This window comes from Mesorhizobium sp. LSHC412B00 (assembly GCF_000503035.1).
Classification (GTDB): domain Bacteria; phylum Pseudomonadota; class Alphaproteobacteria; order Rhizobiales; family Rhizobiaceae; genus Mesorhizobium.
Genome location: NZ_AYWB01000002.1, coordinates 291,599 through 307,235, shown reverse-complemented (window position 1 = coordinate 307,235; position 15,637 = coordinate 291,599). Strand labels below are relative to the sequence as shown.

The following is a 15,637-nucleotide window of genomic DNA, read 5'->3' as shown; positions in this document are numbered from 1 at the left end:
CCGGTATCCACTTTTCGAGATCATGCTCTACTGAAGGCTGCCCAGGCTGGCATACATGCCGGTGGTGCGGAACTGCGTCGGGTTGATGCCGTAGAGCCGGCGGAAGACTTTCGAGAAATAGTTGGCGTCCTCGAAGCCGCACAGGATGGCGACCTCCTTGACTGGCAGGAAATCGGCTTTGGTTAGCAGCTTCGCCGCCCGCTGCAGCCGCTGCTGCAGCACGAACTCGGCCGGCGGAACGCCTTCGCTCTCGGCGAAGCAGCGCGAGAAATGGGCGCGGCTGAGGCCGCTGATCTGGACGAGCTCGGCCACGGGCAAGGGCTTGTCGAGATTGGCGTTGATATGATCGATGACCGGCTGCATGACGCTCTGTTTCTCAGTGAAGGCGTGCGAGCCGAAGACATCGTCGTAAAGCGCCATCGCCGCCTCATAGGCGATTGCCGAAGCAGCGCCAGGCGAAGCGCCGCCCTTGATCAGGCGCAGGCTGCAATCGGCGAGATGATCGATCGTCTCCGGCTGCAGCCGAAACACCGGGCCGGAGACGCTGAGTATGGATTTGTGGACGCGCAGCGCCTCCTCGCCATTCATCGAGATCCAGAAATATTCCCAGCGGTCGCCCTTCTCCAGCCAGTAGCGATGGTTGTGCGGCACCAGCACCAGCAGCGTGTCGTTGGCCTGCAGGCGGTAGTTGCGGTTCTCGTAGCGCAGCTGGCCGGTGCCGCTGATCGTGTGCTGCAGCACGGTGAACGGTGTCTGGCCGCGCTTGCGCCCATCCCAGTCATAGGTCACGCCCTCGCGTACTTCATAGCCGGTGCTGGTTGGCATGGCATGCAGGCGTTGGCGGCCGCGCGGCAGCGAGATGGTGCGCATCAACTGTCCGTTGGCGATCAGATCATGCAGCACAAAATTACCCTCGAAAGCATAATCGTTCTCTGGCCGCGCCCTGGAATAACGGCATAATCCAAATCCTGAGAACGCGAAAGACCCGCGGTCGAGGAGCGGGCGGGGAGGAGAACGAGCCGGAATTCCGGCTCGAATGGCATGCGCGCCGAGGCGAGCCGCCATTCCCTTTCTGTTGCTCCTTACCCGGCATTCGAATGCATCGAGGTGAGGTGATGAGTTTCAAAATCGCTATTATCGGCGCCGGCAGCGTCGGCTTCACCAAGAAGCTGTTCACCGATATTTTGTGCGTCCCGGAATTCAGCGACATCGAATTCGCGCTGACCGATCTCAGCGAACACAATCTGCAAATGATCAAGGCGATCCTCGACCGCATCGTCGAGGCCAACAAGCTGCCGACCAGGGTGACGGCGACGACCGACCGCCGCAAGGCGCTGGAAGGCGCGCGCTACGTCATCAGCTGCGTGCGGGTGGGCGGGCTCGAAGCCTATGCCGACGATATCCGCATTCCCTTGAAATACGGCATCGACCAGTGCGTCGGTGACACGATTTGCGCCGGGGGCATCCTCTACGGCCAGCGCAACATCCCGGTCATCCTCGACTTCTGCAAGGATATATTGGAGGTCGCCGAGCCAGGCGCCAAATTCCTCAACTATGCCAACCCGATGGCGATGAACACTTGGGCGGCGATCGAATATGGCAAGGTCGATACGGTCGGCCTCTGCCACGGTGTCCAGCACGGCGCCGAACAGATCGCCGAAGTGCTCGGCGCCAAGTCGCACAGCGAACTCGATTATGTCTGCTCCGGTATCAACCACCAGACCTGGTTCATCGATTTGCGGCTCAACGGCCGCAAGATCGGCAAGGACGAACTGGTGGCTGCCTTCGAGGCGCATCCGGTCTATTCGCAGCAGGAAAAGCTGCGCATCGACGTGCTGAAGCGCTTCGGCGTCTACTCCACCGAAAGCAACGGTCATCTCTCCGAATATCTGCCCTGGTATCGCAAGCGGCCGGACGAAATCACCCGCTGGATCGACATGTCCGATTGGATCCATGGCGAGACCGGCGGCTATCTTCGCTACTCCACGGAAACCCGCAACTGGTTCGAGACGGAATATCCGCAATTCCTCGAAGCGGCGTCGAAGCCGCTCGACGTATCGAAGCGCTCGAACGAGCATGCCAGCCATATTCTCGAAGCGCTGGAGACGAACCGCGTCTATCGCGGCCACTTCAACGTCAAGAACACCGGCATCATCACCAATCTGCCGCAGGACGCGATCATCGAATCGCCCGGTTTCGTCGATCGCTTCGGCATCAACATGGCGTCAGGCATCACGCTGCCGGAAGCCTGCGCGGCCACCTGCATGGCTTCGATCAACGTTCAGCGCATGTCGGTGCATGCGGCTGTTACGGGCGACATTGACCTGCTCAAGCTCGCGGTGCTGCACGATCCGCTGGTGGGTGCGGTGTCGACGCCGGAAGAGGTCTGGCAGATGGTCGACGAGATGGTCGTCGCCCAGGCGCGTTGGCTGCCGCAATACGCCGATGCCGTGCCGGCCGCCAAGGAGCGGCTTTCGAAATCGATGGTGAAAACCCGCGACTGGGCGGGTGCGGCGCGGCGCAAAGTGCGCTCGATCGAGGAACTGCGCGCCGAAAAAACGGCCCTGAAACAGGCCGGCTGAGAATGCTGGCAGGCGGACAGCGGGAGGCCGGTTCGCCAATCAGCCATCATGAATAGATGCGGGCAGCAGCAGACGTCGAAACATCTGGGAGGAACACAATGAGGAACTTTCGTGGAATTGGCATTCTCGCCGGGCGAAGAATTGGCATTCTCGCCGGGCTGGCGCTGAGCGTCTCGGCATTGGCGCTTGGCAGTGCATACGCGTCCGAGCCGACCACGCCGCCGGCGCCGGCGGCGTTTCCCGCCGAGGGCAAAATCAAATACGTCGCCCGCGATTCCATCCTGGAGTTCAAGGCGCTGCCCGAATATCACGAGCCCGAGTGGGTCACCGAGAAATACGTCAAGACTGGCAAGCTGCCGCCGGTCAAGGATCGCCTGCCGAAGGAGCCGCTGGTGTTCAAGACCGGCAACATGCCGGACGGCATCGGCGTTTATGGCGACACCATGCGCCACGTCATTGGCGGCCGGCCGGAAGGCTGGAATTATGGCGCCGGCCAGACCCAAGGATGGGGCGGCATCGACATCGGCCTTTCGGAATGCCTGACGCGCACCGCGCCTTTGTTCCAGGTCGAGGCCAAGGACACCGAGCCGCTGCCCAACCTCGCTAGGAGCTGGGACTGGTCGAAGGATGGCCACACGCTGACCATGCACCTGGTCGAAGGCGCCAAATGGTCTGACGGCGTTGCCTTCAATGCCGACGATGTCATGTTCTACTGGGACGATGAGGTCGTCGACCCCAATGTCTCGCCGTTGAACGGCGCCACAGCGGAAACCTTCGGTGTCGGCACGACGCTGAAGAAGGTCGACGACTACACCGTCGAGTGGACCTTCAAGGACGCTTTCCCCAAACAGTATCTCTACGCCATGGCCTACGGCACCTTCTGCCCCGGCCCGGCGCATATCCTGAAGCCGCAGCATCCGAAGTACTCGAAGAATACCTACGAGCAGTTCAAGAACGCGTTCCCGCCGGAATATATGAACATTCCGGTGATGGGTGCCTGGGTGCCGGTGGAGTATAGGCCCGACGACATCATCGTCTTGCGCCGCAATCCCTACTACTGGAAGGTCGACGAGAAGGGCAACCAGCTGCCCTATCTCAACGAACTGCACTACAAGCTGTCGACCTGGGCCGACCGCGACGTGCAGGCGGTGGCAGGGGCCGCCGACTTCTCCAACCTCGAGCAGCCGGAGAATTTCGTCGCTTCGCTGAAGCGAGCGGCGGACAAGGACGCGCCGGCCCGGCTCGCCTTTGGCCCGCGCCTGATCGGCTACAATCTGCGCATGAACTTTTCCGCCAATGGCTGGGGCAATCCCGACGAACGCGGCCAGGCGATCCGCGAGCTCAATCGCAATGAGGACTTCCGCAAGGGCATCACCATGGCGCTCGACCGCAAGGCGCTCGGCGACTCGCTGGTCAAGGGGCCGTTCACCGCCATCTACCCCGGTGGCTTTTCCTCGGGCACCAGCTTCTATGACCGCAACTCGACCGTCTACTATCCCTTCGACATCGAGGGCGCCAAGGCGGAACTGGCCAAGGCTGGTCTCAAGGATACGGATGGCGACGGCTTCGTGAACTTCCCGGCCGGGACCGCCGGCGGCAAGAATGTCGAGATCGTGATGCTGGTCAACAATGACTACGGCACTGACAAGAGCCTCGCCGAAGGCGTCGTCGGCCAGATGGAAAAGCTTGGCATCAGGGTCGTGCTCAACGGCCTCAACGGCACCCAGCGTGATGCCTCGCAATATTCCGGCCGCTTCGACTGGCTGATCAGGCGCAACGAGCAGGAGCTGACTTCCGTCGTGCAGAATACCGTGCAACTCGCGCCCGTCGGACCCAAGACCAGCTGGGATCACCGCGCGCCCGAAAGCGGCGTGGTCGACCTGATGCCGTTCGAAAAGGAGCTTGTCGACATCGTCAACAAGTTCGTCTCCTCGTCAGACAATGACGAGCGCGCCAGCCTGATGAAGACGTTCCAGAAGATCTCGACGGAGCATGTCTACAATATCGGACTGACCGAATATCCCGGCGCCCTGATCATCAACAAGCGCTTCTCCAACATCCCGCAGGGAACGCCGATCTTCATGTTCAACTGGGCCGAGGATTCGATCGTGCGCGAACGCGTCTTCGTCGCCGCCGACAAGCAGCAGAAATACGAACTCTTTCCCGACCAGCTTCCCGGCAAGCCCGGCGACAAGGGTCCGACGAACTGAGTTTCCTCCCCTGGCTGACGCCCGGCCGCGCTGCGCGCGGCCGGGACGGAGTAAGGTCAGCGGCAACAGATTAGATCCAAGGAGGAGAAACGGTCCGATGCTGCGATTCCTGGCCATGCGCATAGCATCGGCGGTCCCGGTCATGGTCATCCTGAGCCTGGTCACCTTTGCCATCATCCAGGCGCCGCCGGGCGACTATGCCGACTATATCCGCTCGCAGCTCATCAACCAGGGCGGGGCGTCTTTTGCCGAAGCCGACGCGCAGGCGCAAGCCTATCGGGTCGAGCACGGCCTCGATAAACCGCTGCCCGTCCAGTACCTGAACTGGGTCGCCGGCATCATCACCCGCGGCGATTTCGGCTACAGCCTCTATTACAACAAGCCGGTCGCCGCCGTGGTCGGCGAGCGGCTGCCGCGCACGCTGCTGCTGGCACTGGTCTGCCATCTGCTGGCGTCGGTGCTCGGCATCACCTTCGGCATCTGGGCGGCGACCAGGCAATACACATGGATCGACTCGGGGCTGTCGGCCATCTCCTTCCTCGGCATGACGGTGCCGCGCTTCCTGATGGCGCTGATCATCGTCTATCTCCTGGTCTTCCAGTTCAACGTGTCGGAGATCGGCAGCTTCTTCTCGCCGCAATATGGCGGCGCGCCGTGGTCGTGGGCGAAATTCGCCGACCTCGTCAAGCATGTCTGGCCGGTGGTGGCGATCGCCACCTTCGGCGGGCTCGCCTACAATATGCGCGTCATGCGCGGCAATCTGCTCGATACGCTGAACGCGCAATATGTCGAGACGGCCAAGGCCAAGGGCCTGACCGGCAGCGCCGTCGTCATGCGCCATGCCGTGCCCAACGCACTGCACCCGCTCATCATGTATCAGGGCGTGGTGCTGCCCTACATGCTGACCGGCGAGATCGAGACGGCGATCATCTTTGCGCTGCCGACGGTCGGGCCGGCCATTGTCGGCTCGATGGCGGTCGGCGACGTTTATGTCACGGCGACCTTCATGATGGTGCTGTCGGCAACGCTGATCGTCGGCAACATCATCGCCGACATGCTGCTCGCGCTGCTCGATCCGCGCGTACGCCAGTTCAGGGAGAGCTAGATGCTGGCGCGTGACCCATCCCCGCCGCCGCCCCCGGCTGAAGCAACCGCGATTGCGACCCCACGCGGCAATGAGAGCTATATGGCGCTGGTCTGGCGCCGGCTGAGGCGCTCCTGGACCGGCATGGCCGGGCTGATCCTGGTCGTGCTTCTGGTGCTGATGGCGCTATTCGCCGATTTCTTCGCGCCGATGGACCCCAAGGTGACCGATGTCGCTTTCGCCCCGCCGCAAGTGATGAGTTTTCACGACAGAGACGGGAATTTCGTGCTCCAGCCGCGGGTCTATGCGCTGGCGGATTCTGCTGACCTCGACCCGGTCACCTTCCAGCCGGTCGTCGGGCCGGATTACGAGCATCCGCGCCTGCTCGGCTTCTTCGTCAAGGGCGCCGACTACCGGCTGCTTGGACTGATCCCCGCCAACCGGCATTTCTTCGCTTCGGCCGACGGCCAGCCGGTGCATTTTCTCGGCACCGACAAATTCGGCCGGGATGTGTTGTCGCGCGCCATCCAGGGCTCGCGCGTCTCGCTGATGATCGCGCTGACGGTGGTGTTCATCATCACCGTCATCGGCACCACGGTCGGCATGGTCTCGGGCTATTTCGGCGGCCGCTTCGACGTCTGGATGCAGCGCTTCGTCGAGTTGGTGCTCGCCTTCCCGCAATTGCCGCTCTATCTTGCGCTGACGACGCTGATCCCGGTGACCGCGCCGACCAACGTTTTCCTCGCCTTCGTCATCATCGTCATGTCGGCGCTGGGCTGGGCGCAGATGTCGCGCGAGGTGCGCGGCAAGACGCTGGCGCTGGCGCGGATCGACTATGTGCGCGCTGCCATGGCGGTTGGCGCCACCGACATGCGTATCATCATGCAGCACATTTTTCCCAATGTGATGAGCCACGTCATCGTCGCCGTGACGATCGCCATCCCGACGGTGGTGCTGCTCGAAGCCTTTCTCGGCTTCCTCGGCTTCGCCGTGAAACCGCCGCTGATCTCATGGGGGCTGATGCTGCAGGACACGGCTACCTATTCGGTCATCGGCACCTATCCGTGGATCCTGTCGCCGGTCGGCTTCGTGCTGATCACCGTCTTTGCCTTCAACGCGCTGGGCGACGGCCTGCGCGATGCCGTCGATCCCTATTGAGGTGGCCGGGATGACCGTTGCGCTCGCAGCCACCTTCGCACCAGCCGTCCGGCTCGACCATGCCGGCCGCCACGACCAACCCATCATCGATGCCCGCAACATCGAGGTCGCCTTCAAGGTCGAGCACGGCGTCGTCGACGCGGTGAAGGATGTCTCGTTCCAGCTCTATCGCGGCGAGACGATCGCCATCGTCGGCGAGTCCGGTTCCGGCAAGTCGGTGACGGCGCGCGCTGTCATGGGGCTCTTGTCGAAGCGGGCCACCGTGTCGCCGAACTCGACCATCGACTATTGCGGGCAGGACATACTGAAATTCCCCGAGAGCGCCCGGCGCAAGCTGCGCGGCAATCGCATCTCGATGATCTTCCAGGAGCCGATGAGCTCGCTCAACCCGATCTATACGGTCGGCAGTCAGATCGTCGAGGCGATCAGAGTGCATCGAAAGGTCAGCCGCAAGCAAGCCTGGGCGCGGGCGCTCGAGCTTTTGCGGCATGTCCAGATCCCCGAGCCGGAAGCGCGCATCAAACAGTATCCGCACCAGATGTCGGGCGGGCAGCGCCAGCGCGTGATGATCGCTATGGCGCTCGCCAACGACCCTGATGTGCTGATCGCCGACGAGCCAACGACAGCGCTCGACGTCACGGTGCAAGCACAGATCCTCAATTTGATCCGCAATCTGCAAAAAGAACTCAGGATGGCGGTCATCCTGATCACCCACGACCTTACCGTGGTGCGGAAATTCTCGGACTATGTCTATGTCATGCAGCATGGCGAGATGTGCGAGCACAACGTTACCGAGCGGCTGTTCGCCGACCCGCAGCATGCCTATACCAAGCGGCTGCTCGCGTCCGAGCCGCACGGCAAGCCGCAGCCGCTGCCGGAAAACAGCGGCACCATCCTCGAGGCCCGCGATATGCGCGTCTGCTTCATGCTGCGCCATGGCAGCTTCCTGAAGCCGGACTGGCGCGAACTGGTCGCCGTCGACGATCTCGGCCTGAAGCTTTGCCGCCACGAGACACTGGGGCTGGTCGGCGAATCCGGCTCCGGCAAGACCACCTTCGGTCTCGCCTTGCTCAGGCTCACCGAGGCCAAGCGCGGCGAGGTCAGCTTCGACGGCCAGCCGATCCACGGCCTGTCGCGCGCCGAGATGCGGCCGCTGCGCTCGCGCATGCAGGTCGTTTTTCAGGATCCGTTCTCGTCGCTCAACCCGCGTATGACGATCGGCCAGATCATCGAGGAAGGGCTGGTCGTCAACAGGATCGGCGCGACACGGCGCGAGCGGGTCGGTCGGGTTCGCGACGCCCTGGTCAGCGCCGGCATGCCCGGCGATATCCTGTCGCGGTTCCCGCACGAATTTTCCGGCGGCCAGCGGCAGCGCATCGCCATTGCCCGAGCCATCGCGCTGGAGCCCGAATTCATCCTGCTCGATGAACCGACATCGGCGCTCGACCTTTCGGTGCAGGCGCAGATCATCGACTTGTTGCGCAAGCTGCAGGACGAACGCGGCCTTAGCTATCTCTTCATTTCGCACGACCTCAAGGTGGTGCGCGCGCTCTGCCATCGCGTCATCGTCATGCAGAACGGCAAGATCGTCGAACAGGGACCCGTCGACGAGGTCCTCACCCATCCCAAGACCGCCTACACCGAACGGCTCGTCAGGGCCGCCTTCGACGTGGCGTAGCAAAGTGCCGGAGGCTTAATAGTGGCAAGACATCCCAGGATCACCTTCATTGGCGCGGGTTCGACCGTGTTCATGAAGAACATTGTCGGCGACGTGATGCAGCGGCCATCGCTGTCAGGCGCGACGATCGCGCTGATGGACATCAATCCGCAGCGGCTGGAAGAGAGCGCCATCGTTGTCAACAAGCTGATCGCGACTCTGGGCGTGAAGGCGAAGGCTGAGACCTATTCCGACCAGCGCAGGGCGCTCGCCGGCGCCGACTTCGTCGTCGTCGCCTTCCAGATCGGCGGCTTTGAGCCCTGCACCATCACCGATTTCGAGGTGCCGAAGAAATACGGCCTGCGCCAGACCATTGCCGACACGCTCGGCGTCGGCGGCATCATGCGCGGCCTCCGGACCGTGCCGCATCTGTGGAAGATCTGCGAGGACATGCTGGCCGTCTGCCCCGACGCGATCATGCTGCAATATGTCAACCCGATGGCGATCAACACCTGGGCGATCTCAGAGAAATACCCTGAGATCAAACAGGTAGGCCTCTGCCACTCTGTGCAGGGCACGGCGATGGAACTGGCGCACGATCTCGACATTCCCTACGACGAGATACGCTACCGCTCGGCCGGCATCAACCACATGGCCTTCTACCTGAAGTTCGAGCACCGGCAGCCGGATGGGTCCTACCGCAACCTCTATCCGGACCTGATCCGCGCCTATCGCGAGGGCAGGGCGCCGAAGCCGGGCTGGAACCCGCGCTGCCCCAACAAGGTGCGCTACGAGATGCTGACGCGGCTCGGCTATTTCGTCACCGAAAGCTCCGAGCATTTCGCCGAATACACGCCCTATTTCATCAAGGAAGGCCGCCCCGACCTGATCGACAAGTTCGGCATTCCGCTCGACGAATATCCCAAGCGCTGCATCGAACAGATTGAGCGCTGGAAGGGCCAGGCCGAGGCCTATCGCTCGGCCGACCGCATCGAGGTCGAGCAATCGAAGGAATACGCGTCCTCGATCATGAACTCGGTGTGGACCGGGGAGCCTTCGGTGATCTACGGCAATGTCCGCAACAATGGCTGCATCACCTCGCTGCCGGACAATTGCGCCGCCGAGGTGCCGTGTCTGGTGGACGCCTCCGGCATCCAGCCGACCTATATTGGCGAACTGCCGCCGCAACTCACCGCGTTGATACGCACCAACATCAATGTGCAGGAATTGACGGTGCAGGCGCTGATGACCGAAAACCGCGAGCACATCTACCACGCGGCGATGATGGATCCGCATACGGCCGCCGAACTCGATCTCGACCAGATCTGGGCGCTGGTCGATGAGTTGCTGGCGACACATGGCGACTGGCTGCCGGCCTGGGCGCGTGGGAGCGCCAAGGTCCGGGCCGCCTGAGCGCTGCTGCGGCGGTATCTACTCCACCGTCAGGCCTCCGGTGGCGCCGGCAACCGGTGGCGCAGTTCCTCGACCAGCACGCGCTCGTTCTCCGAATAGTCGATCGGAACGGCGACGAGATGGACGCCACCGCCGGCAAAAGCCTGTTCAAGCGTCGATTGTATTTCTGAGACGGCGCCGACCCTGGTTCCCTTGGCGCCATAGGCCTCGGCATATCTGACGAAATCGGGATTGCCGAAGGTCATGCCGAAATCGGGGAACTGGTCGACCGCCTGCTTCCAGCGGATCATCCCGAAAGCATTGTCCTCGATGATCAGCACGACGAGGTTGAGTTTCAGCCTGACGGCGGTTTCCAGTTCCTGGCTGTTCATCATGAAGCCGCCATCGCCGCAGATCGCCATGACGCGGCGGCCGGGATAGAGCATCGCGGCCGTCATCGCCGAGGGCAGGCCGGCGCCCATCGTGGCCAGGGCGTTGTCGAGCAGCAAAGTGTTGGCGACGCGCGTGCGGTAATTGCGCGCAAACCAGATCTTGTACATGCCGTTGTCGAGCGCCAGGATGCCATCGGCCGGCATCACCGCGCGCACATCGTGCACCAAGCGCTGCGGCGTGAAACGGTCTTCGGTGGCGCGGGTGGCAATGCGGCTCAAAATCCCTTCGCGCAGCGGCAGTAGCGCCTGCGCGTTGGGGATCTTGCCCTCGATCCGGTCGGCAAGCAGCCTGAGCGAAGCGCCGATGTCGCCGACCACTTCGGTCTGCGGGAAATAGACCTGCTCGACATTGGCCGGCTGGTAACCGACATGGATCACCTTCGGTCCCTTGTCGCCCATAATGAAGGGCGGCTTCTCGATCGTGTCGTGGCCGATAGTGATGATGAGGTCGGCCTGTTCGATGGCCTCATGGACATAGTCGCGCTCGGAGAGCGCGGCGGTGCCCATGTAGAGTTCGGTTCCGCCAGGCACCGTGCCCTTGCCCATCTGCGTGGTGAAATAGGGAATGCCGGTCCTGATCACGAACTGGGCGAGGTCGGACGTCGAGCGCGGCCGCGATGCGGCGGCGCCCAGCATCGCCAGCGGACGCTGCGCCTTGATGATCATCTCGGCGGCGCGGTCGAGCGCAAGCGGGCTGGCCAGCGGAAGCTCGACCGGATGCGGCGGGATCAGCGCGACATCGTCGCACTCCTCGGCCGCGATGTCTTCGGGCAGTTCCAGATGCACCGGTCCCGGACGCTCCTCTTCGGCAATCCGAAACGCTTCGCGCACCACGGCGGGAATGGTCTTCGCCGAGATGATCTGGCGTGACAGCTTGGTCAGCGGCTTCATCGCGGCGACGATGTCGACGATCTGGAAGCGGGCCTGGCGCGACGACCGGATGCCCTTCTGCCCGGTGATCATGATCATCGGCATGGCGCCCAGCAGCGCATAGGCGGCACCCGTCGTCAGGTTCAGGGCGCCGGGCCCGAGCGTGGTGATGCAGACGCCCGGCTTGCCGGTGAGCCTGCCATGGGTGGCGGCCATGAACGCCGCCGCCTGCTCATGACGGGTGAGGATGAGCTGGATCGAGGATTTGCGGATGGATTCGACGACGTCCAAGTTTTCTTCGCCGGGAATGCCGAAGATGCGATCGACGCCCTCATTCTCGAGGGCGGCAACAAGCAGGTCAGAACCTTTGGGCACGAAGCATCTCCTGGGCAAAGCGGCGGCGAACCGCGTCGGGATATGATCAGACATAGTGCTGGCAAAGTCCTACCGCGAGGCCCGGCCGCCGCCAATATCGCTCTGCCTTACAGATCCTTCCGTTTCCTGAATTGGCCGGGCGAGACGCCGGCGTGGCGCCTGAAGGCGGTGGAGAAGGCGGCTTCCGAGCTGTAGCCGACCGCCTCGGCGACTTGGCCCAGGCTCTTGCCCTCGTGCAGCAGCCGGCTGGCCTGCCGCATGCGGCAGCCGAAGAGATAGGCCATGGGCGCTTCGCCGACGAGATCGCGAAAGCGGGCGGCAAAGGTTGCCCTGGAGAGCCCGACCGCGCGTGCCAGGGTCTCGATCGTCCAGTCGTGGCCATAGGCTTCATGCAGGGTGGCGAGCGCTCTGGCGATCGCGGGGTCCTGCAATCCCCTCAGCCAACCTGGATTGTCCATGCTTTCCAGACCGGAGCGCAAGGCGCGCGTGACGATGGCCCCAGACAGGCGAGCCATGACCACGTCGCTGCCGGGACCTTCGTCGGTCGCTTCCACCAGCAAGGCCTCGACATAGCCACGCAGCCATTTGGGCAGACGGCCATTCGATCCCCGGATGTGAACGATGCGCGGCAGGCCGGCAAGTGCCGGATGGTCGGCGTCGCGAAAGGTGAAGGCGCCGCACAGGATGACGGTCTTTTCGCCTTCGCCGCCGCTGCGAATACGCCCGGCTGCGGTTTGGGTCGCCAGTTCGGCGGCGGAGACGTTCGCGCTTTTGAGCGCGCCGGGCGACCGCAGCACATGCGGATCGGCGCGCGGTGCAATGATCAGGTCGCCGGCATCGAGAGGCTCGACATCTTCCTCACCGAACACCGCCTCGCATCGCCCCTTGATGACGACGTGAATGCCGCGAAGCCCAGCCTGGCTGAACGAGATCGCCCAGGGAGCGGCCAGTTCGAGGCGCCGGTACCCGGCGGCTGCGAAGTGCAATTCGCGCATGAGGGTAGCCAGGAGATCCACGCTTCGCTCCAGAAACAGACGATCGATAAATCAATCCAGACGCTGTCGAATAGCGCGCCGGCCTTATTGGACCTAGCTATGCCCGACAGGCCGCTTGTCGGCGATAACGAAACTCAGGAGTTATTCATGCCGCCAATCGAGCTTTTTGTCGCGCAGCTTTGTCCCTATGCGCACCGTGTCAGGCTCGCCCTTGCCGAGAAAGGCCTGCAGGCGACGGAAATCGAAATCGATCTGCGCAACAAACCGGCGTGGTTCCTGAAACTCACGCCGACGGGAAAGGTGCCGCTGCTGCGCCATCAGGGGCAATATGTCAGGGAGTCGGCGATCATCTGCGAATATCTCGATGATGCATTCCCCGAACGGCCGATTTTCCCCAGGGATGCTCATGCCCGCGCTGAGGCGCGCATCTGGATCAGTTTCGCCGACACGCAGCTTTACGCCAGGACGGCAACCATGATGCACAGTTCCGACGCTATGGTTCATGAGCGGATCAAGGCCCAGCTTGCCGACGCCCTGCGCTTTGTGGAACAGCATGCCTTTGCGAGGCGAGGGGCGGACGAACGGTTTTTGCTGGGCTCGGAATTCAGCGCCGCCGACATCGCCTTCTATCCCTGGTTCGAACAGCTGTGCGTGCTTGAGAAATATCTGGGCTTCGTCATGCCGACCGAATGCGAGCGCCTGCTGCGGTGGCAGGAAACGGTTGCCGCCAGGGAGGCGGTGCGGACCTGCGCCAGGTCAACCGGCTTCTATCTGGAATCCTATGGCCGGCTTCTCGCGGCCTGAGACGAGCGGGCAAACGGAAAAAAAATCCCCGGCAATGGCGCTGGAGGGCCTATCCTTGCTTCTTGCGGCAGGCGCAAGCCTGTAAATATGCGGTATGAAACCCCGCCGCGAGAGGTGAGAGAAATATGCCCAATCCAACCGTCGTCGGGTTTTCCGGCAATTTCACCAGGCCGTCCAAGACGCGTGGTTTTGTCGACCAGGTTGTCAGGGATATTGCGCGCCAGCATGGCCTGTCGGCGAGCACCTATGACATCGAAGACCTCGGCCCGTCGCTCGGCGCTGCCAAATGGGCGCGCGATCTCGACGGCCAGGCCCGGGCAGTCTTCGACAGCGTCGTCAATGCCGATGTGCTGGTGGTGGGGTCACCGACCTACAAGGGCAGCTACACCGGCCTGTTCAAGCACTTCTTCGACCTCTTCGATCCCGCCGCCTTGCGCGGCAAGCCGGTGGTGCTGCTTGCCACCGGCGGCAATGATCGCCACGCGTTGATCGTCGAGCACCAGTTGCGGCCGTTGTTCGGCTTCTTCGAGGCGCTGACGCTGCCGACAGGGGTCTATGCCACGGACAAGGACTTTTCCGACGGCGTGCTGCGGGCCGAACCCATCCTGAAGCGCGTCGAGCAGGTTGTCGGCGAGGTCGGGCTGGTGCTGGCCAATCGCTCGCCAGCCGGCGTTGCTGCCGGATAGAGCGAGGCGGGCAGGCCGCCTCCGGCTTTGCTCGGGAGTGAATAAAAAGGCCCGCCAGCGACGCGAATCGTGACGAGCCTCCTTGGAGTAGGCCAAGCCTCCCACAACCCGATTGGCTTCAAAATCAATACCCCGCCGGCTAGGCCTGGCGGGGTATCGATAGTAGGGTCTGGATCGAATGGGAGCGATCCGGGCTGAAAAACGCCAATACCAGTCAAAGGTTCCCGGTCATCCTGAGCGGCGATGACAAAGGGTTTTGGCCAACTGCGAAATCCATCTCAGGCGGATTTCTCGCGACAACTAGTTCCTGTCCGCCGGCTTCGAACGCATCCTTGACACCGTCTCGCGCTCGGCGCGCTTGGAGCGCAGAGGCGGCAGGCCGTGATCGATCAGGTCCATGTCCTCCAGCACCATGTCGCCCATGCGCTTGAAGGCGATGTCAAGCGCACCGGCGCGGTGGGCGGAGCGCAGGAAGCCGGGGATCGTGCGGACCGGATGGTCCTGCGCCAGCGGTTCTTCAGGGAAGACATCGCTGGCGGCGACGATGTGGCCGCTTTCCACCGCCGCCATCAGGGCAGGGAAGTCGACGACTCCGGCGCGGCTGAGCAGGATGAATGCGGCGCCCTTGCGCATGGAGGCAAAAGCATTGGCACCGAGAAAGCCCTGATTCTCTGAGGTCACCGAAGCGACGACGAAGACGAAATCGCTGGTCGACAGCACCTCGTCCAGCGAGGCCGGCTCGACGCCACTGTCGATCAGGATCGATGGCGGCAGCCAGGGATCGAAGACCTTGGTGCGGGTGCGAAAACCCGACAGCAGTCGGTTGAGCGCACGGCCGAGATCGCCGAAGCCGATGATGCCGACATCGGCGCCGGACAGAAGCCGCGCCGTCAAATTGCCGTCACCGCCCCACAGCTCCTCGCCTTTGCGGAAGGCGAGGTCGGCATCGACGATGTTGCGGGCGAGGTTGAGTGCCATGGCGAGGCCAAGCTCGGCCACCGGCTCGGCGAAGACGAGGCCGGTGGTGACGACATGGATGCCGCGCGCAAACAGCGTTTCATAGGGCATGTTGTTGATGAGGTTGGTCTCGACATTGAAGACGCAACGCAGCGCCTGCATCTGGTCCAAGGTCTCGGGCGAGATCGGCGGTTGGCCGATAATATAGCGGGCTTGGGCCAGCACGTCGGCGGGCAAGTTCGCCACGCCCTCGGCCGTCGTCTCGACGACGCGGCAATGCGCCTTGAGGCGCGCCAGCTGCGGTGGGGTGAAGATCAGGTCGAGCGTGCGTGGTTCCGGCGCGCTGATGACCAGCGGCAGGGCCTTGTTTGGCATGACGATTCCTCCCCGGCGCGATCCGTATCGCGTATTTTGC

General features: G+C 63.0%; 12 protein-coding genes. 8 read left to right on the top strand and 4 right to left on the bottom strand.

What is annotated here, in order from left to right; genetic code table 11:
- Window positions 1-27: 27 nt before the first annotated feature.
- Entirely contained in the window at window positions 28-870 is an 843-nt protein-coding gene (locus X757_RS158865) for an AraC family transcriptional regulator (protein WP_081727386.1), read from the bottom strand.
- 245 nt (window positions 871-1,115) lie between these two features.
- Here X757_RS158865 and X757_RS158870 point away from each other — a divergent pair, with 245 nt between their 5' ends.
- The 6 genes from X757_RS158870 to X757_RS158895 all read left to right on the top strand — a co-directional run bounded on the left by X757_RS158870 (window position 1,116) and on the right by X757_RS158895 (window position 10,104).
- Complete coding sequence (locus X757_RS158870) at window positions 1,116-2,582, top strand: alpha-glucosidase/alpha-galactosidase (protein ID WP_023687911.1); 1,467 nt, start codon at window positions 1,116-1,118, stop codon at window positions 2,580-2,582.
- 98 nt (window positions 2,583-2,680) lie between these two features.
- The gene (locus tag X757_RS158875; protein WP_023725460.1) at window positions 2,681-4,792 is read left to right on the top strand and encodes an ABC transporter substrate-binding protein; all 2,112 of its coding nucleotides are present in this window, start codon (window positions 2,681-2,683) and stop codon (window positions 4,790-4,792) included.
- 97 nt (window positions 4,793-4,889) lie between these two features.
- Window positions 4,890-5,897 carry an ABC transporter permease gene (locus X757_RS158880; protein WP_023725459.1) on the top strand — a complete coding sequence of 336 codons (1,008 nt, stop codon included), beginning with the start codon at window positions 4,890-4,892 and terminating at the stop codon, window positions 5,895-5,897.
- Window positions 5,898-7,034, top strand: coding sequence for an ABC transporter permease (locus X757_RS158885; protein ID WP_023687914.1), 1,137 nt, complete (start codon window positions 5,898-5,900; stop codon window positions 7,032-7,034). It abuts the gene before it with no gap.
- Window positions 7,035-7,044: 10 nt separating this feature from the next.
- Window positions 7,045-8,712 (top strand): ABC transporter ATP-binding protein, encoded by a 1,668-nt coding sequence (locus X757_RS158890; RefSeq protein ID WP_023725458.1) that lies wholly within the window; start codon window positions 7,045-7,047, stop codon window positions 8,710-8,712.
- Window positions 8,713-8,733: 21 nt separating this feature from the next.
- Window positions 8,734-10,104 (top strand): alpha-glucosidase/alpha-galactosidase, encoded by a 1,371-nt coding sequence (locus X757_RS158895; protein ID WP_023725457.1) that lies wholly within the window; start codon window positions 8,734-8,736, stop codon window positions 10,102-10,104.
- A gap of 29 nt (window positions 10,105-10,133) precedes the next feature.
- Here X757_RS158895 and X757_RS158900 read toward each other — a convergent pair whose 3' ends face one another.
- Entirely contained in the window at window positions 10,134-11,780 is a 1,647-nt protein-coding gene (locus X757_RS158900) for an acetolactate synthase large subunit (RefSeq protein WP_023725456.1), read from the bottom strand.
- A 107-nt stretch (window positions 11,781-11,887) separates the two neighbouring features.
- Window positions 11,888-12,775: an AraC family transcriptional regulator gene (locus X757_RS158905; RefSeq protein ID WP_023725455.1), complete on the bottom strand. Its 888-nt coding sequence runs from the start codon at window positions 12,773-12,775 to the stop codon at window positions 11,888-11,890.
- Between the two features lie 99 nt (window positions 12,776-12,874).
- Between X757_RS158905 and X757_RS158910 the strand changes: the two genes are divergently transcribed.
- Together X757_RS158910 and msuE are read left to right on the top strand one after the other, a co-directional pair.
- Window positions 12,875-13,579: a glutathione S-transferase family protein gene (locus X757_RS158910; protein WP_050589152.1), complete on the top strand. Its 705-nt coding sequence runs from the start codon at window positions 12,875-12,877 to the stop codon at window positions 13,577-13,579.
- A gap of 125 nt (window positions 13,580-13,704) precedes the next feature.
- Complete coding sequence (gene msuE / locus X757_RS158915; protein ID WP_023725454.1) at window positions 13,705-14,265, top strand: FMN reductase; 561 nt, start codon at window positions 13,705-13,707, stop codon at window positions 14,263-14,265.
- Window positions 14,266-14,565: 300 nt separating this feature from the next.
- Here msuE and X757_RS158920 read toward each other — a convergent pair whose 3' ends face one another.
- Window positions 14,566-15,597 carry a hydroxyacid dehydrogenase gene (locus X757_RS158920; protein WP_023725453.1) on the bottom strand — a complete coding sequence of 344 codons (1,032 nt, stop codon included), beginning with the start codon at window positions 15,595-15,597 and terminating at the stop codon, window positions 14,566-14,568.
- Window positions 15,598-15,637 lie beyond the last annotated feature (40 nt).